23 protein-coding genes are annotated in these 23051 nt (G+C 71.9%); 8 read left to right on the forward strand and 15 right to left on the reverse strand.

Going from position 1 to position 23051, the window contains the following annotated elements; translation table 11 throughout:
* Positions 1-97: 97 nt before the first annotated feature.
* From AB0G52_RS12495 to AB0G52_RS12505, 3 genes are all read left to right on the forward strand, one after another.
* Positions 98-1177: an ATP-binding cassette domain-containing protein gene (locus tag AB0G52_RS12495; RefSeq protein ID WP_132886398.1), complete on the forward strand. Its 1080-nt coding sequence runs from the start codon at positions 98-100 to the stop codon at positions 1175-1177.
* A 62-nt stretch (positions 1178-1239) separates the two neighbouring features.
* On the forward strand, positions 1240-2037 hold the full coding sequence (locus AB0G52_RS12500; RefSeq protein ID WP_132887011.1) for an ABC transporter permease: 798 nt from the start codon (positions 1240-1242) through the stop codon (positions 2035-2037).
* 74 nt (positions 2038-2111) lie between these two features.
* Positions 2112-2465, forward strand: a complete 354-nt coding sequence (locus AB0G52_RS12505) for an isomerase (protein ID WP_132886397.1) — start codon at positions 2112-2114, stop codon at positions 2463-2465.
* 25 nt (positions 2466-2490) lie between these two features.
* On the opposite strand, the gene AB0G52_RS12510 is transcribed toward AB0G52_RS12505, so the two are convergent.
* Together AB0G52_RS12510 and AB0G52_RS12515 are read right to left on the reverse strand one after the other, a co-directional pair.
* A complete protein-coding gene (locus AB0G52_RS12510; RefSeq protein ID WP_132886396.1) occupies positions 2491-3180 on the reverse strand; it encodes a TetR/AcrR family transcriptional regulator in 690 nt (229 codons plus the stop codon).
* Between the two features lie 83 nt (positions 3181-3263).
* A complete protein-coding gene (locus AB0G52_RS12515; protein ID WP_361336236.1) occupies positions 3264-5189 on the reverse strand; it encodes a hypothetical protein in 1926 nt (641 codons plus the stop codon).
* A gap of 158 nt (positions 5190-5347) precedes the next feature.
* Here AB0G52_RS12515 and AB0G52_RS12520 point away from each other — a divergent pair, with 158 nt between their 5' ends.
* Entirely contained in the window at positions 5348-5755 is a 408-nt protein-coding gene (locus AB0G52_RS12520; protein ID WP_361336237.1) for a hypothetical protein, read from the forward strand.
* An 89-nt stretch (positions 5756-5844) separates the two neighbouring features.
* Here the strand turns inward: AB0G52_RS12520 and AB0G52_RS12525 are convergent, their stop codons facing one another.
* From AB0G52_RS12525 to AB0G52_RS12565, 9 genes are all read right to left on the reverse strand, one after another.
* A complete protein-coding gene (locus AB0G52_RS12525) occupies positions 5845-7419 on the reverse strand; it encodes a DUF1996 domain-containing protein (protein WP_361336239.1) in 1575 nt (524 codons plus the stop codon).
* 174 nt (positions 7420-7593) lie between these two features.
* Positions 7594-8244 carry a response regulator transcription factor gene (locus AB0G52_RS12530; protein WP_132886392.1) on the reverse strand — a complete coding sequence of 217 codons (651 nt, stop codon included), beginning with the start codon at positions 8242-8244 and terminating at the stop codon, positions 7594-7596.
* Positions 8229-9509: a sensor domain-containing protein gene (locus AB0G52_RS12535; RefSeq protein ID WP_361336241.1), complete on the reverse strand. Its 1281-nt coding sequence runs from the start codon at positions 9507-9509 to the stop codon at positions 8229-8231. Before AB0G52_RS12535 ends, AB0G52_RS12530 begins: the two co-directional genes overlap by 16 nt.
* A gap of 149 nt (positions 9510-9658) precedes the next feature.
* Positions 9659-10669 carry an NAD-dependent epimerase/dehydratase family protein gene (locus AB0G52_RS12540; RefSeq protein ID WP_361336243.1) on the reverse strand — a complete coding sequence of 337 codons (1011 nt, stop codon included), beginning with the start codon at positions 10667-10669 and terminating at the stop codon, positions 9659-9661.
* A 261-nt stretch (positions 10670-10930) separates the two neighbouring features.
* Positions 10931-11524 (reverse strand): winged helix-turn-helix domain-containing protein, encoded by a 594-nt coding sequence (locus AB0G52_RS12545; RefSeq protein ID WP_361336245.1) that lies wholly within the window; start codon positions 11522-11524, stop codon positions 10931-10933.
* Between the two features lie 329 nt (positions 11525-11853).
* A complete protein-coding gene (locus AB0G52_RS12550) occupies positions 11854-12777 on the reverse strand; it encodes a hypothetical protein (RefSeq protein WP_361336247.1) in 924 nt (307 codons plus the stop codon).
* Positions 12778-12879: 102 nt separating this feature from the next.
* Entirely contained in the window at positions 12880-13911 is a 1032-nt protein-coding gene (glnII, locus tag AB0G52_RS12555) for a glutamine synthetase (RefSeq protein WP_132886387.1), read from the reverse strand.
* Between the two features lie 223 nt (positions 13912-14134).
* Positions 14135-14863, reverse strand: coding sequence for a hypothetical protein (locus AB0G52_RS12560; protein WP_132886386.1), 729 nt, complete (start codon positions 14861-14863; stop codon positions 14135-14137).
* Between the two features lie 120 nt (positions 14864-14983).
* Complete coding sequence (locus tag AB0G52_RS12565) at positions 14984-15352, reverse strand: arsenate reductase family protein (protein WP_132886385.1); 369 nt, start codon at positions 15350-15352, stop codon at positions 14984-14986.
* Positions 15353-15584: 232 nt separating this feature from the next.
* Between AB0G52_RS12565 and AB0G52_RS12570 the strand changes: the two genes are divergently transcribed.
* From AB0G52_RS12570 to AB0G52_RS12580, 3 genes are all read left to right on the forward strand, one after another.
* On the forward strand, positions 15585-15899 hold the full coding sequence (locus AB0G52_RS12570) for a hypothetical protein (RefSeq protein WP_361336250.1): 315 nt from the start codon (positions 15585-15587) through the stop codon (positions 15897-15899).
* Positions 15900-16090: 191 nt separating this feature from the next.
* Positions 16091-17431, forward strand: coding sequence for a DUF2252 domain-containing protein (locus tag AB0G52_RS12575; protein WP_361336252.1), 1341 nt, complete (start codon positions 16091-16093; stop codon positions 17429-17431).
* A 217-nt stretch (positions 17432-17648) separates the two neighbouring features.
* Complete coding sequence (locus tag AB0G52_RS12580) at positions 17649-17933, forward strand: hypothetical protein (protein WP_132886382.1); 285 nt, start codon at positions 17649-17651, stop codon at positions 17931-17933.
* Between the two features lie 17 nt (positions 17934-17950).
* Here the strand turns inward: AB0G52_RS12580 and AB0G52_RS12585 are convergent, their stop codons facing one another.
* From AB0G52_RS12585 to AB0G52_RS12595, 3 genes are all read right to left on the reverse strand, one after another.
* Entirely contained in the window at positions 17951-18535 is a 585-nt protein-coding gene (locus AB0G52_RS12585) for a hypothetical protein (RefSeq protein WP_361336528.1), read from the reverse strand.
* Positions 18536-18537: 2 nt separating this feature from the next.
* Positions 18538-19458 carry a zinc metalloprotease HtpX gene (gene htpX / locus AB0G52_RS12590; protein ID WP_132886381.1) on the reverse strand — a complete coding sequence of 307 codons (921 nt, stop codon included), beginning with the start codon at positions 19456-19458 and terminating at the stop codon, positions 18538-18540.
* Between the two features lie 107 nt (positions 19459-19565).
* A complete protein-coding gene (locus AB0G52_RS12595; protein WP_361336254.1) occupies positions 19566-19823 on the reverse strand; it encodes a hypothetical protein in 258 nt (85 codons plus the stop codon).
* 843 nt (positions 19824-20666) lie between these two features.
* On the opposite strand from AB0G52_RS12595, the gene AB0G52_RS12600 reads away from it, so the two are divergent.
* On the forward strand, positions 20667-21128 hold the full coding sequence (locus AB0G52_RS12600; RefSeq protein ID WP_165939226.1) for an RICIN domain-containing protein: 462 nt from the start codon (positions 20667-20669) through the stop codon (positions 21126-21128).
* Positions 21129-21480: 352 nt separating this feature from the next.
* Here the strand turns inward: AB0G52_RS12600 and glnA are convergent, their stop codons facing one another.
* Entirely contained in the window at positions 21481-22890 is a 1410-nt protein-coding gene (gene glnA, locus AB0G52_RS12605) for a type I glutamate--ammonia ligase (RefSeq protein WP_132886378.1), read from the reverse strand.
* Positions 22891-23051 lie beyond the last annotated feature (161 nt).

A 23051-nucleotide genomic window follows, 5' to 3' on the forward strand; every position in this document is an offset into this window, starting at 1 on the left:
GGGGGGGGCCCCCCCGGGGCCCCCCCCCCGCCCGGAACCGGGGCCACCGCGCCCGGCAGGCCCGCGGCACGCACCCCCCGTGGACGAGGAGCCGACCATGCAGCCACCCGCCGGTGACACCGCCCGCACCCGCGCGATCCCCCCGCCCACCGCCCGCCCGGCACCCGTCATCAGCACGCGCGGCCTGGTCAAGGCCTACCGGGGCCCGGACGGCACCACCACCCACGCCGTGCGCGGCCTCGACCTGGACGTCCTCGAAGGCGAGACCTACGCCTTCCTCGGCCCCAACGGCGCGGGGAAGTCCACCACCCTCGCCCTGCTGTGCGCCCTGGCCCGCCCCACCGCCGGACAGGCCACGGTGGCGGGCGCCGACGTCCTCAGCCAACCGGAGCTGGTACGGCGCACGGTCGGGATGCTCTTCCAGCACAGCGCCCTCGACCCGGACCTGACGGCCGAACAGAACCTGTACCTCCACGCCCGCCTGTACGGACTGCGCCGCCACCGCGCCCGCCTGCGCGTCACCGAGGTGCTCGAAGCGGTCGCACTGGCCGACCGGCGGCGTTCCCCGGTCCGCACCCTGTCCGGAGGGATGCGACGCCGCCTGGAGCTCGCCCGCGGCCTGCTGCACGCGCCCCGGGTGCTGTTCCTCGACGAGCCGACCACCGGACTCGACCCGCACGCCCGCGCCCAGGTCTGGGAGCACCTGCGCACCCTGCGCGAACGGCACGGCAGCACCGTCCTGGTCACCACGCACTACCTGGAGGAGGCGGAGAACTGCGACCGCCTCGGCATCATCGACCACGGCAGGCTCGTCGCCGAGGGCACGCCCCTCGCCATGAAGGCCGCGATCGGAGCCGACCGGGTCAGGCTGCGCACCGGCGACGACCCGGCGGCACTCAAGGTCGTGGAGCGGACCGTGCCGCCCGGCCCCGCCGTCACCGCGGACGCCGACGGAATCTGCCTGCGGCTGCCCGACGGCAGCGCGTGGATTCCCCGCCTCTGCGCGGCGCTGGCAGCCCACGGCATCGCGGTGCACGCCGCGTCCGCGACCCCGCCGACCCTCGACGACGTCTTCTTCCACCACACCGGCCGCAGCATCCACGCCCCAGGCCACCGCCCCGCACCGGCCGCCCCGGCTCCCGGCGGACCCACGGCGGCGACCGAGGAGGCCCCGTGACCGCACCCGCTCTCCCGGCCCCGGACGCCTCCCGCGCCTCCGGCCCGGCCCCGTGGACCTCCCTGCGCCACGAACTGCGGGCGGTCCACGCCCTGGTCCACCGCGACCTGCTGCGCCTGTCGGTCCAGCGCGTCCACACCGCCCTGATGCTGGTCCAGCCGGTGCTCTACCTCTTCGTGCTCGGGGGCGGACTGGCCGCGCTGATCCCGCACGCGTCCCTGGGCGTCGGCTACCAGACGTACCTCTTCCCGGGCATGCTGATGATGACCGTACAGGCGCCGGCCGTCATCGTCGGCATCCGTCTGATCACCGACCGGCAGAGCGGCTACCTGCGCGAACTCCTGATGGCCCCGGTCAGCAGGCCCACCCTCCTGCTCGGCAGCTGCGCCGGCGGCACCGTCGTCTCCACGGTCCAGGGCGCCGTCCTGCTCGCCCTGGGCGGCGCCGTCGGGCTGCCCTACGACCCGCTCCTGCTGGTGCTGCTCCTCGCCGGCCTGACCCTGGCCTCCTTCACCGTCACGGCGCTGTCCCTGCTGCTGGCCGTCAGCATCGCCCGGCCCGAGATCTTCCAGATGCTGCTCGGCCTGGTGATGATGCCGCTGCTCTTCCTCTCCGGCGGCTTCTTCCCGCCGGCGAACCTGCCGGGCTGGGCCCGCACGGTGGCCGCCGTCAACCCGCTCGCCTACGGAGTGGACCTGCTCCGCCGCTGCATCACCCTGCGCGTCCCGGGCCAGGTGACGCCCCCGGGCATCGAGTGGGCCGGCCGGCAACCGCCCCTGCTCCTGGAAGGCGCCCTCCTGCTGACCGTCGGGGTCGTGGCCCTGGTCTGGGCCGCCCGCCGCTTCGGCCGCCCCGAATGACAATCGAGGACGCGGATGCGGCCCGGGCGGCAGGCCCTAGGGTGGAGCGCAGTTGCCGTGGAACAGGAGTGCTCATGCCGCAGATCACCGTCGACTACACCGCCGCCGCGGGCGCGGCCTTCGACAAGGCCGGCTTCGCCAGGGCCCTGCACACCGCCGTCGTCGAGATCGCGGCCGCCAAGCCGGAGGCCTGCAAGACCCTGTTCCGCGCCGCCGACGACACGGCCTACGGCTACGAGGAGGGCGGCCACGCCGTCGTGCACGTGACCTTCGGCCTGCTCGCCGGCCGCACCGAGGAGACCAAGGCGAAGCTGACCGAGACCACCCTGGAACTGCTCCGCGCCCACCTGAAGCCCGAGGGCCTCGTCCTGCACGCCTCGGCGGAGGTCCGCGACCTGGACCCGTCGTACCGGAAGTACGAGGGCTAGTCCTACCGGAGAGACGGGGGGCGGCTCAGCCGGCGAGTGCGATGAGGCGGGCCGCCAGGTCGGCGAACGGCCCGTCCGTCGGCTCGCCCTCCACCATCCGCTTCACCAACCCGGTCATCTCCGCGTCGTACGAGGCGCTCACCGCAGTCAGCGCGGCGAAGTCGTGCACGAGCTGCACCTCCAGCTCGCCGCGCGGGATGCGCCGCCCGTCCAGCCAGATCAGGGCCGTCGACTCGGCGAGCGAGATCCAGGAGCGGATGACCAGTTCGAGACGGGCCGGGGCCTCGGTGACGCCGAGGTGGGACAGGATCTGCTCGTACGCGGCCTGCCGTACGGAGTCGATGAGCGCGTTGGTCGCGGAGGAGCCGACGGCGGGACCGCCGCGCATCAACGCCGCGAAACCGGGCCCGTGTTCGTCGACGAAGTCGAAGAAGCGCCGCATCACGCGCAGCAGCCGGGCGCCGAGCGGACCCTCGTGCGGCTCGGTGAAGCGCCCCGCGAGATCCTCCGCGGCCCGCTTCAACGCGGCCTCGTACAGGCTGAGTTTGCCGGGGAAGTAGTGGTACACCAACGGCCGCGAGATACCCGCGGCCGAGGCTATCTCGTCGATGGAGACCTCGTCGGGCGAGCGTTGGCTGAACAGTTCGAGGGCCACGCCGATCAACTGCTGCCGTCGCTCTTCGACTCCAAGTCTGCGGCGTACCCCGGTACTCATGCGAACACCTTACCGATCGGATTCGGCCTCCCACGGCTCCGACCGGGCACCCGGGTTCACTTGATCGGCCCAAGCCTCCCGCCTCACCGCAGCCCGCTGATCTCGTTCCCGCCCGCCAGCGTCCCCTTCAGAGTGGCCTGGGCCCCCTGCTTCGCCCTGGCCACCAGCAGCGAGCCCGGCGCCGCCGCCGTGACCCCGCCGGTCGCCCGGATCGACGTGGTGTCCCGGCCGCCCGCCGCCAGCAGGTACCACTGGCCGCCCCCGGACTTCCACAACACCCCGGCCAGCACGTGCGGATCACGCGGACCGCAGGCGGTCACATCGGTCCCCTTGGCGGTGACCGCCCCGTACCGGCTGCCCGGGGTGCGGAACTGGGCCAGGGCCAGCGTCCCGTCGCCCCGCCAGGTCTCCGCCCGGGTGCACACCCACGACCCGGTGCCGCCGCCGGCCGGCAGCGGCTGCTCCGCGAACGCCCACGCGTTGACACCGCGCACCCCCGCCGAGCGTTCCGCGGCCAGCGAGCAGGCGTACGGCGCCCAGTCCCGCGCCACCGCCGCGGAGTCACCGCCGTTCGTGCCCGGCCGCCCGGCGGTGAGCCGGGCCGGCACCAGCTCGCCCAGGTCGGTCGCGAGCCCCGTCCCCTGTGCGCCGGTCAGCTGGAGCGCGTTCCACGTGGTGCACGCCCCCTGCTGCAGCGCGCCACTGGCCAGCGGACCGGTCACGCCATCGGTCACCGCGACGTCCGTCGCCGGTGAGGCCGGCTTCATCAGGTCCCGCTCGGCGACCCCGGTCACCCAGGGCGCCGTCAGATAGCGGACGTTGCCGTCGGCACGGCCGAGGACCAGGGCGCTCGCCTCCAGCCCGGTCGCGCCGTCGACGCGGGCGAGGTCCAGCGCCGCGCCCGCGGTGCCGTCCTTCGGCTCGGCGTAACGGGCGATGCGCAGACCGTCGTAGAACACCACCACGCGGGCGCTGTCGACAAGGCCCGCGTACAGCAGCTGGGGCGGTCCGGCCGGGCCGCCCGTCTGGGTGCCCGGGGTCGCCGAGACGCGGACGGTGGTGCCGGGGCGGGCCCAGACCGCCAGGGCGCGGCGCAGCAGCGCGGTGTCGCCGGTGAGGGCGCCGCGCGCGGGCCAGACGGAGAAGTCGGTGCGGGCGGCCGTCCGCCACGCCGTGGCCGGGACCTTCGTCAGCTGGGCGGGGTCGAGGGCGGCCTGGGCCGCCGGGTTCCGCGCGTACGCCGGGGCGGCCGCGCCGTCGGCGCCCCAGCCGCCGCCGGGCAGCGCCACCAGCGCCCCGCAGACCGCGAGCGCGGCGGCCGCGGCCAGCGCGGCCCTGCCGTGCCGACGGCGGCGCAGCAGGTCGGTGGGCCGGGCCTGCAGGAAACAGGGGTCGAACTCGGGGGAGTCGAGCAGCGGGTACTGCGCCGGGACGCCGTTCGCCTCGGCGAGCGCGCCCTCCGGGTGCTCGATCCCGGCCGCCCTGAGGATGCCGCGGACGTCACCGTCGGGGAGCTGTTCGAGTCCGCGCAGCGCGTACGCGGCCCGGGCCGGCCCGGAGAGCGCGCCGAGCCGCTGGTCCAGGGCGAGTTCGTCGGCGCCGCCGGAGCGCGGGAAGAGCCTGAGGCCCCACACCTGGGGGACCAGCGGCGGCAGCTGGGCGCGCTTGGGCCACGAGGTGAGCCGCAACGGCCGGCCCGCCTGCAGCGCCGAGCGCACCACTTCGAGGCGGACGAGCGCGTACCCGGGGTCGGTGTCCCGGCCCGTCGGCTGGGCCGGGACGACGGGGGCCGGCCTGCGGCCCCGGGGCAGCGCCCGCTGGACCAGGGCGTGCGCGGTCAGGACGCGGCGGCCGCGGCCCGGACCGGGCGGCAGCACCAGATAGGCGAGCCGGACCAGCCGTGGGTAGTGCTCGACGAGCGCGGCCTCGGCCTGCTCGACATCGACGGCCGGACCCGGGGCCCCGGCGGAGGCGGCTGCGTGACGCTGGGCTACATCCTGTGACTGCACGTCCTGGAGAACGAGCCAGTCGTGGGTCGGTCACCGCCGCCCGGGTGACCGCGCCGTCCTGGACCCGCGTTCGAATTGAGCGTCCCGTGCCCCGCGGCCGTATCGAAGGGGAGGCCCCCGGAGGCACCCCAGGGCCAGCAACGCGACCGGAGGAACAGATGAGGTTGACCCGACCGATGCTCGCGGCGGCCGGCGCCGTGGCCGTACTGGCGCTGGCGGGCTGCGGGTCCGGCGACGGCAGTGCCGAGACGAAGATCCCGGTCACCGCGACCGGCAGCCTGGAGAGCCTGGCCGCCAAGGTGAAGTGCACCCCGGACATGCAGATCGACTCCGACGAGGTCCGCCAGGCCACCTGCAAGGTCCACGCAGGCACGTTCGTCTTCGCCACCTTCGCCACCGACCGCGGCCAGCGCGAGTGGATCAACGACGCCAAGGACTACGGCGGGTTCTACCTCGTCGGCCGCAAGTGGGTCGCGGTGGGCACCGACAAGCTGGTCAAGTCGCTGCAGACCACGCTGGGCGGCTGGGAGGAGATCGGTACCGACCACAGCAAGCACACCAGCTGAGACCGCGCGGCAGCCGGCGAGCGGCACACACGGAAGCGGGCGGTGGGAGAATCCCACCGCCCGCTTCCGTGCTGTCGGTCAGTCAGTGCCTACTGGCACTTCCTCCCGGTGTTGATGCAGTTGGCGATGGTGTTCGCCAGGTTGTTCTTGGTGACACTGATGAAGTCGTCGTGGTCGGTGGCCGCCTTGTGGAGCTGCTCGGGGAAACCGTCCACGGCGTAGGCGTTCTTCACCTGGCCGTTCACGATGCTCGGCTGGGCCAGGTTGTACACCAGGCGCATGGTCAGCTGCGGGATCGCCTTGAAGCCGTTCGGGCAGACACCGCTCGCCGGGTCCGCGAACGCGACGTGCGTGCGGTGGTTGGCGCTGTCGATGTTCTTGCCGTCCCAGCAGCTCTGGAAGGCGAAGGTGCGGACCACCTGGCTGCCCTTCGGGCAGATCGGGTACTGCTGGGTCAGCTGGACCTTGTTCTCGAAGCCGGTGCAGCTCCAGTGCGCGTTGGCGTTGCCCAGACCGTTGGTCGTGGTCTTGGCGTCACCGGTGATGATGCGAAGGAACTGCGGCATCGCGGTGACCTTGCTGGCCGGGCTGCCGACGTACTTGATCTGCGCCTGGACCGGCGTGATGATCTTGCCGACGTTGCCTTCCTTGCCACCGCCGAGCGCGTTCGCGTCGAACTCCTGCGAGCCGTCCTGCTCACGCACGACCGGCCAGTAGTAGGCCGAGAGGTCACTCTGGTTCCGGCAGCTGGAGGGGGCGGCCAGCAGCGAGTTGTTCGTGGAGAGCGCGTTGACCTTCTGGTTGCCGACGTAGTCGTGCTCGTGGTGCGCGCCGTTGGTCACGCCGGGTGCCACGATGACGTTGTCGGTGTTGTGGTTCTTGTTCGCGTTCACACCGCACTTGGTGACGAAGGAACCGGTCGAGGCCTGGGCGCCGTTCTGCGGCTTGCCCTGGACGTTCGGGGCGACCTTCGTGATGTCCACGAAGTCCGCGGCCGTCGGGCCGTTGCCGGCCTGGCCGCCGATGCCGACGTCGACCGGGGTGCTGGCGCTCGGGGCGGCCGAGGCCTGGCCGTTGTTGCCGTTCTGGCCGTTGTTGTTCTGACCGCCGTTGTTGTTCTGACCGTTGTTGTTCTGGCCGTTGTTGTTGTTCTGGCCGCCGTTGTTACCGCCACCGCCCGCGGTGGTCTGGTTCGTGGTCTGCGTGGTGCAGGCCGCGAGCTGCGACAGCGAGTTGTCGAACTGGCCGCCGACCCGGGTGATGTCGATCCGGATCCGGTCGATCGTGGCCGCCCGCTTCTCCTTCAGGGGGCCGACGATCGCGTTCTGCACGAAGCTCGCGTCGCCCGCCTGGGCCTGACGGGTGGAGGCGAGCCGGGAGTAGGCCTCGGTGATCTGCTTGTCGAGGTTGGCGAGCTCCGTGGCCACCCCCTGCTTGGCGGCGGCCGGCACGCTCGTCAGCTTCTGGCCGACGTCCGGGCAGGCGATGGTCGCCACCGTGGCGGCGGCGGCCTTCGTGTAGTTCTGGGCGGCGTTGTTCGACTCGTGAGCCGAAGCGTTCATCTGCGCCCAGAGCAGCCCGCCCCCGCCGAGCGCTATGGCCGCGGATGCGGCAATGGCCTTGACGGCCAGCGGCGAGCGGCGTTTGCGTATGTTGCGTCCCATGGAACTCCTCAGACCTTCCTTGCGGGGCGGCATCGAGGCGCCCGACAGGAGTGAAGCGGCGCCTTCTCATACGGACCTCATCTCAGAGGTGTTCAGCCGCCTCACAAATTCATCAGAGATTTGTTACGCACTTGGGCCACAACCGCCGTTTGAGCTGCGGAAGTTCCGGGGAAATCAGCGGTCGCGGTCGAGGTGGGCCAGCACCGCGAGGACGCGCCGATTGTCATCGTCCGACACCTCGAGTCCCAGTTTGGTGAAGATGTTGGAGGTGTGTTTGGCGATGGCCCGTTCCGTGACGACGAGCTGCCCGGCGATCGCCGCGTTCGAGCGGCCCTGCGCCATCAGCTCCAGCACCTCCCGCTCGCGCGGTGTCAAGGCGCCCAGCGGCCGGTCGTCGGCCCGCCGGGCCAGCAACTGCTGGATCACCTGAGGGTCCATGGCCGTACCGCCCGCCGCGACCCGTCGTACGGCGTCCACGAACTGCTCCGCGTCGAACACCCGGTCCTTCAGCAGGTACCCCACCCCGCCGCTGCCGTCGGCCAGCAACTCCCGTGCGTACAGCTGCTCCACGTGCTGGGAGAGCACCAGCACCGGCAGCCCCGGCCGGTCCCGCCGGGCCCTGAGCGCGCACTGCAGCCCCTCGTCGGTGTGCGTGGGCGGCAGCCGTACGTCCACCACGGCCACGTCCGGGTCCAGCTCGGCCAGCGCGCGGGCGAGTTCGGGGCCGGACTCGACGGCGGCGGCGATCTCGAAGCCGTAGGCCTCCAGCAGCCGGACCAGTCCGTCGCGCAGCAGGAACAGGTCCTCGGCTAGGACAACACGCACGGAATCTCCATGGTGACCATGGTGGGACCGCCCGCGGGGCTGCTGACGGCCAGGACGCCGTCGAATGTACCCAGTCGCCGCTCCACCCCGGCAAGGCCCGAGCCCGCGCCGACCACCGCTCCGCCCCTGCCGTGGTCCGTGACCGAGATCCGCAGCATGCCGCCGTCGTCCGCGACGTGGTGCAGGTCCACCCAGATCCGGTCGGCGCTGGAGTGCTTGACCGCGTTGGTCAGCACCTCGCTCACCGCGAAGTACGCGGCCGACTCCACCGGCGCGTCCGCCCGTCCGGACAGCTCCACGGTCACCTGCGTCGGCACCGGCAGCCGCAGCGCCAGCGCCCGTACGGCGTCCCCGAGGCCACGCTCGGCCAGCACCGGCGGGTGGATGCCCCGGACCAGGTCCCGCAGCTCGCCCAGGGCCTCCACGGAGGCCCGCCGGGTCTGCGCGAGCAGTTCCCGAGCCCGCGCCGGATCCTTGTCCAGCAGCATCTCCACGGTCCCGAGGTCCATGCCCATCGCGACCAGCCGGGCCTGCGCCCCGTCGTGCAGATCCCGTTCGATCCGGCGCAGCTCGGCCGCCGAGGTGTCCACGGCGTCCTTCCGGCTCTCCGTCAGCACCCGTACCCGCTCGACGAGTTCACCCCGGCCGGGGTCGAGGACGGCGCGGCTCAGCCGGAAGTGGGCGACGAGCAGACGCGGGCACAGGTACCAGGCGCCGACCAGCAGGACGGCGGCGGTGGCGGCGGCCCCGAACGCGGTGGGCTGCCCGGAGACCGGCACGAAGCCGTACCAGTAGGTGCCGTCGTCGGCGAGCACCCGCCACAGCCCGGCGGCCACCGCGAACCCCTCGAACGGGTAGAACAGCAGCACCGCGGGCAGCAGCGCGGTCACGAACCCGGCCGTCATGTCCACGAACAGCCACAGCACGTCTCGCCCGACCTGCGGGTCCCGCAGCATGCCGAAGGTCCTGGCCCACGGGTTGGCGTCCGCCGGCAGCGGCCGGTACGCCGACCGGATCCGCACCCCGCACCACTCGTACGCGAGCCGTCGCCGCACGTCCGCCACGCGCCGCGTCCCGTCCAGGACCCAGGGGGTCGTGACGATGCCGGCGCCGACCGGGATCAGCGCGACCGAGATCGCGGTCAGGGCGAAGCACAGGACGGAGACCGGCAGGATCACCAGCGCCAGCACCAGCCCCCGCACGGCGGCGAGCAGCACCTCCCGGGCCCGCTCGCGCGGGCCGCCACTGTTCGTGTTCGTCGTCATGGCCGTCAGTCTGTCCGACCCCACGGACCCCGGTCACTGGTCCGAAGCCCCCGGTCAGGGGGTGGTGCCAGGTACACCCCGGGGACGGTGAGCGCCCTGTGCGGCTCCGCCGCCCGAGCGCGCCCGGCGCCCACCGGCCCGCACCCGGCTCACGACCCGGCCCCCGCAAGCCCGAGCACCCGCGCCTCGACAACGGGGTCCAGCCCCACGGCCGGCCGGTCCTCGCGGGCCGGCGCCACCCCGCCGATCTCCTGGAGCCAGCGCCACGTGTCGGCCACCGTCTCCTCGGCGGGCCGGCACACCAGGCCCGTCGCCAGGGCCCGGGAGATGTCCATCCGGTACACGCAGTCGTACAGCTCGCTGTCCGGCGGCAGCCACACCGGGAGCTGCGTCCACGGCTCGATCCCGGCGGCCAGCACCGACTCCGGTGCCGTCCAGCGCAGTTCGGCGTCCGAGCCGGTCACCCGGCGGCAGGTGTCGAGGAGTTCGCCCATCGTGGTGTGCCCGGTCGGCCCGACCAGGTTGTACGGCCCCGAAAGGCCCCGCTCGACCGCGCCGAGGGTCCACTCGGCGAGGTCCCGGGCGTCCACGTACTGGAGGGCGAGGTCCCGCGGCCCCGGTGCGAGGACCGGGCCGCCCCGCGCGATCCGGTTCAGCCACCAGGGCAGCCTGCCCACGTTCTCGTACGGCCCGAGGATCTGGCCGGCGCGGACGAGGACCGAGCCGTCCGGGCCGAAGGACTCGACGGCGGCCAGCTCGCCGCCCCGTTTGTCCTGCGCGTACTCGGTCTGCTCCGCGTCCGCGGCGGCGCCCGTCACCACAGCGGTGTCCTCGGCGTGATCGGCCCGGCGCGGCCACTCGTACACTGAGCAGCTCGACACGTACACATACCGGCCGACGCGGCCCCGCAGCAGCCGCGCCGTGTCCCGCACCGCCCGGGGCGCCGCCGACCAGGTGTCGACGACCGCGTCCCACTCGGTTCCGTCCGCGAGCGCGGCGAGGCCCTCGGGTGCGGTGCGGTCGCCCCGCAGCGACCGCGCCCCCGGCGGGGCCTGCCGGTGCCCCCGGTTGAACACGGTCACCTCCCAGCCGCGCCCGAGCGCCGCCTCGACGACGGCGCGCCCCACGAACTCCGTACCACCCAGCACAAGAAGTCTCATGCCGATGATCGTGCCCGGCCCCACCGCCCCAGGGAACGCGTATCTGCCGACAGCAGAGCGCCCGGCGCCGACGGCGGGCCCGGCCGCCCCGGACCGCCGCGATGTCCCCGCCACCCCCGACAGCACCGACCGGACCCGCTCGCCGCCGAGCCGGCCGGTCCGGCGACCGGATCCGTCGGTGGACGGGCCGGGGGCCGCCCCCTCGACCGACGCATCCGGTCGCCACCGACCGCGGCAGCCGGTCCGGTCGGGCGCGACCGGTCAGCGGCCTGTCGGCGGGGTGTACTTGTAGCCGACGCGGCGGACCGTCTGGATCGCCCGGCGGTGTTCCGCGCCCAGCTTGCGGCGCAGGCGGGCGACGTGGACGTCGACCGTGCGGCCGTCGCCGACATGGCCGTAGCCCCAGACCGTGGTGACCAACTGGTCCCGGGTGTGCACCCGGTTCGGATGCGCGACCAGATGCGCGAGCAGCTCGAACTCCAGGTAGGTGAGGTCGAGTTCACGCCCGGCGACTGCCGCGGTGCGCTGGACGCTGTCGACGGTCACGAGCGGCTCGCCGACGGCGGCCGCAACCGTGCCCGGCGCCTCGCCGGCGGCCACCGGCCGGTCCGGGACCGCGACCGGGAGGAACGGCGGCTGCTGGTCCGCCGGGACCAGCACCAGGTAGCCGATCATCGGCGGCTGGCCCGGCAGGGTGGGCAGGGCGTGCTGCGGCGCGGGCAGCCAGGTGGCGCCGGGCGGCAGCAGGTCCGCCATGTCCACGACCTCGTCCCGGTCGACGGCACGCAGCCGGTGCCGGGGGGCGGGGGAGGCGGCGAGGGTGGGAGCGGGGGAGAGGGAACGAGTGGTCGCCATGAGACGTCAGCTCTTTCGCGCGAGGAGTTCGTCGGTCGGGACGACGGCCGCGATTCGTGGTCGGGCGCGCCGGGGACGTACTGCGTTCCGCGCTGGCCGAAGGCCGGGGTGTACGGCTTTAGAGGGCCCGCGCGTTCATCGCGCGGCAACACACCCGGTCGAAGTCGTGGTGCTGACGGGAAGGCCAGAACGGCTCGAGGTCATGGCGACCCGTCGCGGTGTGGTTCTGGAAGCTGGCCATGCGCATATTGAAGCAGACACAGCCCGGAAACAGGACCCTCCTCTCACTGGTTGGACGCCTCCCGGACCCGGCACCGACCCCGCCCTCCTCACCCCACCAGGCGTTTGTGCCAGGTCAGCGGAGTGAGCTCGATCGCCTTGTCCGGATTGCCGTCCCACACTGCGGACAACCCGGCGTCCACGAGCGCGGCGACGACCGCACGGCCGACGGCCTCGGTCGTGCCGGCCGAGCCGTCGAAGCCGCCGTAGTAGAGACTCAGCCCCCGGCCTTCGGCTGCGCCACGGGTGCCCTGGTGGTGGAAGAAGACGAAACCCCGCGTCCGGTCCGCGTCCCGCGCCTCGGCGCCTATCTCGCTCAGCCCACAGGAGCGGCAGCACGTGAAGTCCTGGCGGGCCACGATCCCTTCGCGCTCCAGGGCCGCGAACGCCCGCGTCAGCCGGTCCGGGTCGGTGAGCCCCCGCCAGGCCCGCTGCTCCGCCACCCGCTCCGTCCAGAGCCGTGCCACGACCTCCCGGACCTGAGCCGCGGAGACCGGCTCACCCTCCTCCATCAGGTACACGGTCTCCTCGACGAGCCGGTCGATGCCGAGGTAACCCTCCGTCAGCAGTGCGCGCACGTGGTCCTCGACGCGGGCCGCCACCTGGGGCGCGAGCGCGGGCGCCGCCTCGCGCGGCGGTACGGCGACCGGCTCCCAGGCGACCCCGGCGTCCCAGCCGTCGTCCTCCCGCGCCCAGTCGACCAGCAGGTCCGCCGCCCGGTCCGGGTCCGTGAGGCTCGTACCGGAGAACCGGGCCGCGCCCAGCCGGTGTTCGAGGCGGTAGTCGCCGCCCTCCTCGTGCCATATCTGCGCGAACACGTCCGGCAGGTCCGGGACGCGCCGCGCGACCAGGAACCGGTTCCCGGCGCCGCCGAGCCCGCGCACGGCCTCCCGCAGCTCCCCGGGCGCACACCACACGTACGTCTGCCCGCTCTCCGTCCAGGCGTGGACGGAGAGCACCTCGTCGATCTCCATGCCGCCGACGATGACACGCGCCACTGACAACGCGGCCCCGGGCAGCCGGAAGGGGCGCCCACCGCCGGACGGTGGACGCCCCTTCGAGGAGCCGGGCGCGGATCAGACCTGGCCGGCCTTCTCCAGCGCGGAGCAGCAGGTGTCCACGATCAGCCGGGTCACCACGTACGGGTCGACGTTGGCGTTCGGACGGCGGTCCTCGATGTAGCCCTTGCCGTCCTTCTCGACCTGCCAGGGGATGCGGACCGAGGCACCGCGGTTGGAGACGCCGTAGGAGTACTTGTCCCACGGTGCGGTCTCGTGCAGACCGGTCAGGCGGTCGTCGATGCCGGCGCCGTAGTTCTTGACGTGGTCGAGCGGCTTGGAGCCCTCACCGAGCGACTCGCAGGCGGTGATGATCGCGTCGTAGCCCTCGCGCATCGCCTTGGTGGAGAAGTTGGTGTGCGCGCCGGCGCCGTTCCAGTCGCCCTTGACCGGCTTGGGGTCGAGGGTGGCGGAGACGCCGAAGTCCTCGGCGGTGCGGTAGAGCAGCCAGCGGGCCACCCACAGGTGGTCGGAGACCTCCAGCGGGGAGACCGGGCCGACCTGGAACTCCCACTGGCCGGGCATGACCTCGGCGTTGATGCCGGAGATCGCGAGCCCCGCCTTCAGGCAGTTCTCCAGGTGGGCCTCGACGATCTCGCGGCCGAAGATCTCGTCGGCGCCGACACCGCAGTAGTAGCCGCCCTGGGGGGCCGGGAAGCCGCCCTCGGGGAAGCCCAGCGGGCGGGCGCCGTCGAAGAAGGTGTACTCCTGCTCGATGCCGAAGATCGGCTCCTGCGCGGCGAACTTCTCCGCGACCTCGACCAGCGCGGCCCGCGTGTTGGAGGAGTGCGGGGTGAAGTCGATGTCCAGGACCTCGCACAGGACGAGGACGTCGTCGCCGCCGCGTATCGGGTCCGGGCAGGTGAAGACAGGCTTCAGTACACGGTCCGAGGAGTGCCCCTCGGCCTGGTTCGTGGAGGACCCGTCGAAGCCCCAGATCGGCAGCGCGTCCAGGCCGGCGGGGGCGCCCGCGATGATCTTCGTCTTCGAACGCAGCTTGGCCGTCGGCTGGGTGCCGTCGATCCAGATGTACTCAGCCTTGAAGGTCACGGGCCACATCCTTCGGGGGTGGGTCGGGCGCACTCGCGGGTGCAGCGGCGCTACGGCACCGGGGCGCCGCTTTTCTGCCCGGCAGCCTGTCAACAGGCGATTTCCCGACCATTGCCCGTATGTGAACCCCGTGTTACCTGGGGGTTCTGTGGTGCGGCTCACGGGCCGCCGGCTCTCCCTCCGTGAGAGCCGGCGGCCCGGCGGCCTCAGCCGGTGGTCCCGGTCAGCCGACCTTCTCGATCAGCGCGCGCCGGATCAGGAACTTGCCGGGCTCCCTGACCTGTTCGAAGGCCGCGTTGTTGAGCAGGACGCAACTGCCGGACACCGAGGTGACCTTCACCGTCGTGGACTTGTTGTTGTCCAGGTTGGTGACCTTCAGCGTGGTCCCCGCCGGGAACTGGTTGCTGGAGGCGGCCGGCGCGCCGGCCTCGCCGGACAGGGTGACGGTCGAGCCCTTGCAGACCTGCTGCCCGGAGGCGGCGGCCGCACCGCCGGTGCTGCCGGCGGCCGCGCCACCGGTGTTTCCGGTGGCCGCGCTCTGCGAGGGCGCCGCACTCTGCTGCCCCGCCTGTCCCGCCTGACCGGTCCCGCCCGTCTGCGCGCCGCTCGCCGCCTGGGAGCCCTGAGCCGACTCCCCGACGACGCAACCGGACGCCTTCTGCTGGACCTTGATCTGGTCGATGACCGCCTGCCGGTTGGCGATCCGGGCCGCCGACTGGGCGTCCGGGTTCGCCTGCTGCCCGGCGATGAACTTCTGGTTGTTGCCGAGGGCGGTGGCCAGCCCCGCGCAGACGGTCGAGTCCGCGGCCGACGACAGGGTCTTCGCGTTCTGCGGAGTCTGTGCGGCGTTCGAGGTGGACGCCAGGGCGAAGGCCCCGCCGCCGGCGACTGCCGCGGCGCCCACCAGCAGAGCGATGCTCTTCTTGGCGCCGAGAGTTCTCCTACGCGACATGCGCGCCTCCTGAATGAGGTGGGGGAACGTACGCCGCTATGTACGAGATGCCGAACGCCGTTACTCAGCGGTTACCGGAGCCGCTGAAGTAACCTGCGTCACAAGGATGGTGAGCGTTGCTCAGCTACTGTGCCTGGCCAGCGCATCCCGTACGGCCTCGTCGGTACGGCCGACGACCGCGGTGCCGTCGTCCGCGGTGATGATCGGCCGCTGGATGAGCCTGGGGTGCTCGGCGAGGGCCGTGACCCACCGGTCGCGCGCGCCCGCGTCCCGCGCCCACTCCTTGAGCCCCAGCTCCTTGGCCTCCGCCTCCTGGGTGCGGGTGATGTCCCAGGGTTCCAGTCCGAGCCGCTCCAGCACGGACCTGATCTCGTCCTCGGTCGGCACGTCCTCCAGGTAGCGGCGGACGGTGTAGTCGGCTCCCTCGGCGTCGAGCAGGCTGATCGCGCTTCGGCACTTCGAGCAGGCGGGGTTGATCCAGATCTCCATGCGAAAACCGTACGCGAGCCGCCATCCGGAGCACGCTCTGTTCGATTTTCCGAAGCGGCCGCACGGACCTCTCGCGCCCATCGCGCCACAGCCTGAATACCCTTTCCCAACAGGGCAGTTCGCCACTCTCGCGGCCTGTCCCGTTGTCAGTGGCGGCCAGTACACTGGACACAGTGTTCGAGAGAGTCGCCGGAGTGTCCGGGGGCCCTCTGACCGCGACAGGAGGATGCCCGTGCCCGCTGCCGCCCTGAAGCCGAAGCCGTTGCCGACCCAGTCCACCGCGAAGCGTGCCGTCGTGCTCGACTCGCCCTACGCGCCGGTGGAGAAGCGCCCGCTGCCGGCCGGGCGGCCCCGCGACTGGTACGTCACGCACAACCGCCGCCTCAAGGCCATGCGCCTCGCCATCGCCCTGCTCGACTCCGGCATCTACCTGCCGAACCAGGCACGGAACGAGACGATACGGAGCACCGCGCAGAGCATCGGAGTCCACCCGCCGTCGGACACGACGTGTCACATGGTGCGGGCGCTGATGCGTTACGCGCGCTGACGTCTGACGCATGCTGACGTCTGACCCGCGCTGAACCGAAGGCGCCGGGCCCCGCGAGCGACTCCTCACGGCACCCGGCGCCGCCGCCCGGCGTCACCCGTTCGCCGGGTCCGGCATGCGGGCGACCCGCCGGGCGCTCTTCACTGCGATCAGCAGGTGACGGAGGGAGCAGCGACCGAGGGGAGCGCCGGATGCCCACACCCGCAGAGCGGGCCGCCCGCGGCAAGGCCGCCCGCAAGCGCGCCCCCCGGTCCGGGCAGGCCCTGTGGCTGCCCGCGGTGGACCGGCCCGACCCCGTCGCCGTACTGGAACGCCAGGGCCGTGACCGGCTGCCCGAGCTGCTGCCCATCCGGTACGGGAGGATGGCCGCCTCACCGTTCGCGTTCCTGCGCGGTGCCGCCGCCGTGATGGCCGCCGACCTGGCCGCCCAGCCGCACACCGGCCTCACCGTGCAGCTCTGCGGCGACGCCCACCTGCTGAACTTCGGGCTCTACGCCTCACCCGAGCGGGCCCTGCTCTTCGACCTGAACGACTTCGACGAGACGTTCCCCGGCCCCTTCGAATGGGACGTCAAACGCCTGGCCGCCTCCGTCGCCGTCGCCGCCCGCGAGAACGGCCACAGCGACCCGCAGGCACGGACCGCGACGCGGGCGGCCGTCACCGCCTACCGGACCGCCGTGCGGCGGCTGGCGGGACTCGGCGAACTCGCCGTCTGGTACGAGCGCGTGGACGCCGACAGCCTCACCACCCTGGTCCGCTCCACGCGGCGACGGCGCAGGATCGAGGACAGCCTCAGCCGGGCCCGGCGCCGCACCAGCCTGCACGCGCTCGGGAGACTCACCGAGGTGACCGGCGGGCAGCGCCGCATCATCGAGGACCCGCCCCTGCTGGAACCCGCGGGCGCCGCGGACATGGCCTCCCTCCGCAAGGCCTTCAGCGACTACCGCTCCACCCTCGCCGAGGAACGCCGGCTCCTCCTGGACCGCTACCGGTTCGTCGACGCCGCCCGCAAGGTCGTCGGCGTCGGCAGCGTCGGCACCCGCTGCTTCATCGTGCTCCTCGCCGGCCGCGACGCCGACGACCCGCTGTTCCTGCAGATCAAGGAGGCCCGGGCCGCCGTGCTCGCCCCCTACCTGCCGGCCGGACCGCACACCCACCAGGGCCACCGGGTGGTCGCCGGACAGCGGCTGCTCCAGGCCGCCGGGGACATCTTCCTCGGCTGGATGACCGGCCCCCAGGGCCGCGCCTTCTACTGGCGCCAGCTGCGCGACATGAAGGGCTCCATCGAGGTCGCCGCGATGGACCCGACCGGGCTGCGTGTATACGCGGCCCTGTGCGGTACGACACTGGCCCGCGCCCACGCCCGTTCCGGCGACCGCATCGCCATCGCCGGCTACCTCGGCGGCGGCGACACCTTCGACCGGGCGATCACCGACTTCGCCCTCGCCTACGCCGACCGGACCACCGCCGACCACGCCCTCCTCGAGGCCGCCATCACGTCCGGGATCCTGTCGGCGACGCCCGGCGTCTGAGCCGGCCCGCCGCCGGCGAAAACGGGATGCACGCCCAGTGACCGGCTGACTACGCTGGACACGCGTTGCGGAGGCGGCCACCACCGCTTTCCGCAGCGGGCACCGCGCCCCGGTGGCCCGGGGCTACTCTGCTGCACACCGACGGACGGCCGCCCGTCCCCCCGCGTGCCGTCGGGTCCGTCGAACCGCTCACACACCCACGCCACGGAGGCCCGTCATGGGCACCATCGTCCTCTCCGGGACCGTCGTCCTGGTCGTCCTCGGATTCGGCAACCACAACTGGTGGCTCGCCGCGGTCGCCCTGCTCTTCCTGTACATCCGCTACGGCCGGGACTCGGCCTCGGCTCCCTCGTCGGGCGGCTCGTCCGGCGGGGGCGGGGGCATGGCCGACGACTACAAGACGTACCGGGCCCGCCGCGACCGCCAGGCCAGGTGGGAGCGCCGCTACCGCCGCGAACGCCCCCTGGAGGTCCGCCGCCAGCAGCGCGACAAGGGCAGGTAGCCGGGTCCCCCGGCCGCTCAGAGACCGGGGGCACCCCACACCGGGAACCACCGGCTGAGGTCCTGCTCGATCCGCAGATCGTTCGCGAGCACCGCCTTCACCTGGAGTTCCAGGGCGCTGTCCCGGCGCTGGGAGGTGCTGGACACGGGGGCGAAGGGGTAGAAAGTGCCCCGCTTGTAGAGGTAGACCAGTGCGAGGCGGCGGCCACGGGCGTCGGTGAAGGCGGCCAGGGAGCAGAGGAGTTGAGGGCCGAAGCCGTTGACCTCCATCGAACTGTTCACCGCGTGCAGGTCGTTGACCAGCTGTACGAGCTGGTCGGGGGAGCGTTGCGAGACCAGCCAGGAGTACCCGTAGTCGTCCTGGCGCAGCTCCACCGGCACCCCGCCGCGGTCTGCGTCCGCGTCGAGCAGTGCCTGCACCTCGCGGTGGGTCTGCTCGAAGGCCGCGCCCTCCACGGTCGCGAAGCACACCGCACCCCCGCCGGTCGGCGTGAACCCGGCCGCCGCCTCCAGGGTCACGGCGGCCGAGGGCAGTGCGAAGAGCTGGTCGAGATCGGGTGCGACGGGCTTGGTGCGGCCGAGCAGGATGTCCAGGAACCCCATGCTCACCCGGCCTTCCCGGGCGTCGCCGCCTCACCCAGCTCCGCCGAGATCCGCCCCAGCTGCTCGAGGCGCTGCTCCAGGGGCGGGTGGGTGGAGAAGAAGCGCTCGATGCCGGGCTCCTTGCCGGTCGCGGGGGTGAAGTAGAACGCGTTGAAGGCCTGGGCCGTCCGCAGGTCCTTGGTCGGGATCCGGGCGATGTCACCGGAGACCTTGGTGAGCGCGGAGGCGAGGGCGGAGGGGCGGCCGGTGAGGTGGGCGGCGGCCCGGTCGGCGGCCAGCTCCCGGTACCGGGACAGCGCCCGGATCAGCAGGAAGCTGATCGCGTACACGGCCGCGGAGACGCCGATGACGGCGGCGAACACGGCGGCGGTGTTCTGGTCCCGGCGCCCGCCGCCGAAGAGCTGCGAGTAGAAGGCGAACCGCACGATCAGCCCGGCGATCACGCCCAGGAACGACGCGATCGTGATCACGGCGACGTCCTTGTGGGCCACGTGGGACAGCTCGTGGGCGAGCACGCCCTCCAGTTCGGCGGGCTCCAGGCGCCGCAGCAGCCCGGTGGTCACGCAGACGACGGCGTGGTCGGGGTTCCGCCCGGTCGCGAACGCGTTCGGCATGTCCATGTCCGACACGGCGACCACCGGCTTGGGCATGTCGGCGATGGCGCACAGCCGGTCCACCACGGCGTGCAGCTCCGGATACTCCTCGCGCTCCACGACCCGGCCGCGCATGGCGAACATCGCGATCCGGTCGGAGTACCAGAACTGCGCCACGAACATCGCGCCCACCAGGACGACGACCAGCAGCCACGACTTCAGCAGCACGATCAATGCGGCGACGAACCCCACGTACAACAACCCGAGCAGGAACAGCGTGACCGTCATCCGCACGGTCAGCCGTCGGTCGCTCCGGAAGCGGCTCTGCATGTGCACCACCCCGCAGTCAGGCACTCGTCCCGCTGTCCAGTGTGCACCTGCCGGGGGCAATGAGGAGGTTCCGAACGGCCCTAGTGGCGGCAAAGGCTCCTGGGTCCCTAGTACGGTGACCGCGTCTGGAGGTACCCGAGCAGGACGATCACCGCCGCCACGCAGCCGAGGACGATCGCGGTCGACACCCACGACGACCGCCGTGGCACCACCGGCCCCGGATCGGCCCGGAACGGCGCCGGGTCCGGCGGGTTCTCCTTCCAGCGGGCGGCCAGCATGCGGGCCCGCGCCGACGGCTCCTTGTGCTCCGCCTGGTCGGCCCACCGAAGATCGAACTCGCGCTCCTCGCCGTCCTGTTGCGTCATCCCGTCCCCCGTGTCGAACGCCAGTACCCCCGCACCATACGACGGCGCCCCCGCCCTGAGAAACAGGGACGGGGGCGCCGGCCGCCGGGGAGGCGTCGATCACACGTCGAAGTTCTGACCGGCGCCCCGACCCGAACAGCAAGAGGAGCACCCGGACGCGTGCTCCTCTTGCTGTTCGGCGCGCGCGCCGCCCGATGGTCGCGCCGCGAAGCGGCTCCTTCTTCATGATCTGAGCCGCACTGCACCACCGCAGACACCCCCCTCTTTTTTCCTAAGTGGGGAACGCTGCGTCACCTGCGTCACCACGGGCGGAAAGCGCCCCGCGACCTGCGCATACATGGGTGACGCAGGACGGCGAAGTCTGCGTCACCCCGCGTCACCTGCGTCACCCATGACGGACAGCCTGCGTCACCGGTGACGCACCCCCTGCGCTCTGCGTCACCCAAAAACCGCAGGCCAGAACTGCCCGGTGACGCAGGTGACGCGGTGACGCAGAAATCCCCACCTCGGACACACGCGGGCTGCAAAGCCCCCTGAAACCAATTCCATTCGCAGGCTCCGCTTTCTCTGGAGGCCTCAACATGCCGTCCGTTGTCGCGAGCGACCCCCGCGTGATCCTCCGCGGTGGTCTCCCAGCTCGATAGTGCAAGCACGTCAGTTACGTGGCGCCCCGGGGTATGGCCCAATGGGCACTCTATATAGCGAATTGGCCCATAAACTGCTGACCTTCACTCACTCTACGCTTACGATTCGATGCACTCGGTAGTCATTTGTCGGTGAAAGAAGGGACTGAACATGGGCTCTGCTCGTACTCGCCGCGCTGGACGACGTCTGGCGGCCTGCGTGGCCGCTGTCGTTGCCGCAGCCGTGTTCCCCACGGTGACCGCGAGTCCCGCCGCTGCGCAGGACTCCTTCAAGATCAAGGCCTTCGGCCGTTGCGTGGAGGTCAAGGACGGCAGTCGGCAGGACGGTGCCCCGATCCAGCTGTACCGCTGCTACGACTGGGACAGTCAGCGCTTCACGTTCGAGGATGTCGGCAACGGCACCGTCAGGATCAAGACCTTCGCCGGCAAGTGTCTGGAGGTCCAGGACGGGTCTTTGCTGGACGGTGTTCCGATCGTGCAGGGCCCCTGCCACGACTGGCGCGTCGACCAGGAGTTCGCGATCGTGGACCTCGGTAACGGCGAGGTCAGCATTGAGAACGCAGGGACGCTCCTGTGGTGGACGGTTGGTCGGGGCACCCCCGCCCCGATTGTGCAGCACCCACTCAATTTCGGCCCGGGACGGTTCACGCTGGAGTACTGACCGGGCCCAGCACGCGCCCGGCTCCAAGCTCCTGTGGACTCCGATGCGGAATCCGCAGGAGCTGGTGCCCGCCCCGTGCTGACCGCCGCCGTGAGGCAGCGGCCGACGACCGGATGTTGATCAGCCCGCCGAAGATGCCGTACGCGTCGGCAGTCAACCGATGGCTCTTGACTTGCCGATTCGAGGTTCAGGAACAGGCTCTGAGCGCCGACGCGCCGGGGGCTCTCGACACCGGCCCGCGGTGCTGGCCCGAAACAGGCCGTCGGCCGTGCCCTTCCAGAGGAGGAAGAGCACGGCCGACGGCCCACAGACGGCCCAGGGGAGCGGATACCTGCTCTGACCTGGGGCGATATCACACGTCGAAGTACAGCTCGAACTCGTGCGGGTGCGGACGCAGCTGCAGCGGGGCGATCTCGTTGGTGCGCTTGAAGTCGATCCACGTCTCGATCAGGTCGGGCGTGAAGACGTCACCGGCGAGCAGGAACTCGTGGTCGCGCTCCAGGGAGTCGAGGACGGCCGGGAGGGAGGTCGGGACCTGGGCGACGTTCGCGTGCTCCTCGGGAGCCAGCTCGTAGAGGTCCTTGTCGATCGGCTCGGCCGGCTCGATCTTGTTCTTGATGCCGTCCAGACCCGCGAGCAGCAGGGCCGAGAAGGCGAGGTACGGGTTGCCGGAGGAGTCGGGTGCGCGGAACTCGACGCGCTTGGCCTTCGGGTTCGAGCCGGTGATCGGGATACGCATCGCGGCGGAGCGGTTGCGCTGCGAGTACACCAGGTTGATCGGGGCCTCGAAGCCCGGCACCAGACGGTGGTACGAGTTCACCGTCGGGTTGGTGAACGCGAGGAGCGAGGGCGCGTGCTTGAGGATGCCGCCGATGTAGTAGCGGGCGGTGTCCGACAGGCCCGCGTAACCGGCCTCGTCGTAGAAGAGCGGGGCGCCGCCCGACCACAGCGACTGGTGGACGTGCATGCCCGAGCCGTTGTCGCCGAAGATCGGCTTCGGCATGAAGGTCGCGGTCTTGCCGTTGCGCCAGGCCACGTTCTTCACGATGTACTTGAAGAGCTGGAGGTCGTCCGCGGCGGCGAGCAGCGTGTTGAACTTGTAGTTGATCTCCGCCTGGCCGGCGGTGCCCACCTCGTGGTGCTGGCGCTCGACCTGGAGGCCGGACTTGGCCAGCTCCAGGGAGATCTCGGCGCGCAGGTCGGCGAAGTGGTCGACCGGCGGGACCGGGAAGTAGCCGCCCTTGTAGCGGACCTTGTACCCGCGGTTGTCCTCGAGGGCGCCGGTGTTCCAGGCGCCGGCCTCGGAGTCGATGTGGTAGAAGCTCTCGTTCGCCGAGGTGGCGAAGCGGACGCTGTCGAAGACGTAGAACTCGGCCTCGGGACCGAAGTACGCGGTGTCCGCGATACCGGTCGAGGCGAGGTAGGCCTCGGCCTTCTTCGCCACGTTGCGCGGGTCACGGGAGTACTGCTCGCCCGTGATCGGGTCGTGGATGAAGAAGTTGATGTTGAGCGTCTTGTCGCGGCGGAAGGAGTCCACCCGGGCGGTCGACAGGTCCGCGCGCAGCGCCATGTCGGACTCGTGGATCGCCTGGAAACCACGGATCGACGACCCGTCGAAGGCGAGCTCCTCGTCCGGGTCGAACGCCTCGACGGGCAGCGTGAAGTGCTGCATGACGCCCGGCAGGTCGCAGAAACGGACGTCGATGAACTTGACGTCCTCGTCCGCGATGAACTTCTTGGCCTCGTCGGCGTTCTGGAACATCCAGCTCCTCCTACTCCCGGCCGTTCCCGTGCCGGGGTGGTAGTTCGTTCGTGCGGCCAGTGCGGTGGCACACGCTGACCTCGACCCTAGGGACGGGTGGTTTCTCGGGCGTGACCCGTTTGTTTCGCTGAAGTTAACCGGGTTCGTTCCACCGTAGCCCC

This window comes from Streptomyces sp. NPDC021562 (assembly GCF_040640875.1).
GTDB lineage: Bacteria > Actinomycetota > Actinomycetes > Streptomycetales > Streptomycetaceae > Streptomyces.

What these genes read in the sequence shown, in the direction of transcription:
- AB0G52_RS12495 (WP_132886398.1), top strand. Translation starts at nt 98, where the DNA reads ATGCAGCCACCCGCCGGTGACACCGCCCGCACCCGCGCGATCCCCCCG.
- AB0G52_RS12505 (WP_132886397.1), top strand. Translation starts at nt 2,112, where the DNA reads ATGCCGCAGATCACCGTCGACTACACCGCCGCCGCGGGCGCGGCCTTC.
- AB0G52_RS12510 (WP_132886396.1), bottom strand. Translation starts at nt 3,180, where the DNA reads ATGAGTACCGGGGTACGCCGCAGACTTGGAGTCGAAGAGCGACGGCAG.
- AB0G52_RS12520 (WP_361336237.1), top strand. Translation starts at nt 5,348, where the DNA reads ATGAGGTTGACCCGACCGATGCTCGCGGCGGCCGGCGCCGTGGCCGTA.
- AB0G52_RS12525 (WP_361336239.1), bottom strand. Translation starts at nt 7,419, where the DNA reads ATGGGACGCAACATACGCAAACGCCGCTCGCCGCTGGCCGTCAAGGCC.
- AB0G52_RS12535 (WP_361336241.1), bottom strand. Translation starts at nt 9,509, where the DNA reads ATGACGACGAACACGAACAGTGGCGGCCCGCGCGAGCGGGCCCGGGAG.
- AB0G52_RS12540 (WP_361336243.1), bottom strand. Translation starts at nt 10,669, where the DNA reads ATGAGACTTCTTGTGCTGGGTGGTACGGAGTTCGTGGGGCGCGCCGTC.
- AB0G52_RS12545 (WP_361336245.1), bottom strand. Translation starts at nt 11,524, where the DNA reads ATGGCGACCACTCGTTCCCTCTCCCCCGCTCCCACCCTCGCCGCCTCC.
- AB0G52_RS12550 (WP_361336247.1), bottom strand. Translation starts at nt 12,777, where the DNA reads ATGGAGATCGACGAGGTGCTCTCCGTCCACGCCTGGACGGAGAGCGGG.
- AB0G52_RS12560 (WP_132886386.1), bottom strand. Translation starts at nt 14,863, where the DNA reads ATGTCGCGTAGGAGAACTCTCGGCGCCAAGAAGAGCATCGCTCTGCTG.
- AB0G52_RS12565 (WP_132886385.1), bottom strand. Translation starts at nt 15,352, where the DNA reads ATGGAGATCTGGATCAACCCCGCCTGCTCGAAGTGCCGAAGCGCGATC.
- AB0G52_RS12575 (WP_361336252.1), top strand. Translation starts at nt 16,091, where the DNA reads ATGCCCACACCCGCAGAGCGGGCCGCCCGCGGCAAGGCCGCCCGCAAG.
- AB0G52_RS12580 (WP_132886382.1), top strand. Translation starts at nt 17,649, where the DNA reads ATGGGCACCATCGTCCTCTCCGGGACCGTCGTCCTGGTCGTCCTCGGA.
- AB0G52_RS12585 (WP_361336528.1), bottom strand. Translation starts at nt 18,535, where the DNA reads ATGGGGTTCCTGGACATCCTGCTCGGCCGCACCAAGCCCGTCGCACCC.
- htpX (WP_132886381.1), bottom strand. Translation starts at nt 19,458, where the DNA reads ATGCAGAGCCGCTTCCGGAGCGACCGACGGCTGACCGTGCGGATGACG.
- AB0G52_RS12595 (WP_361336254.1), bottom strand. Translation starts at nt 19,823, where the DNA reads ATGACGCAACAGGACGGCGAGGAGCGCGAGTTCGATCTTCGGTGGGCC.
- glnA (WP_132886378.1), bottom strand. Translation starts at nt 22,890, where the DNA reads ATGTTCCAGAACGCCGACGAGGCCAAGAAGTTCATCGCGGACGAGGAC.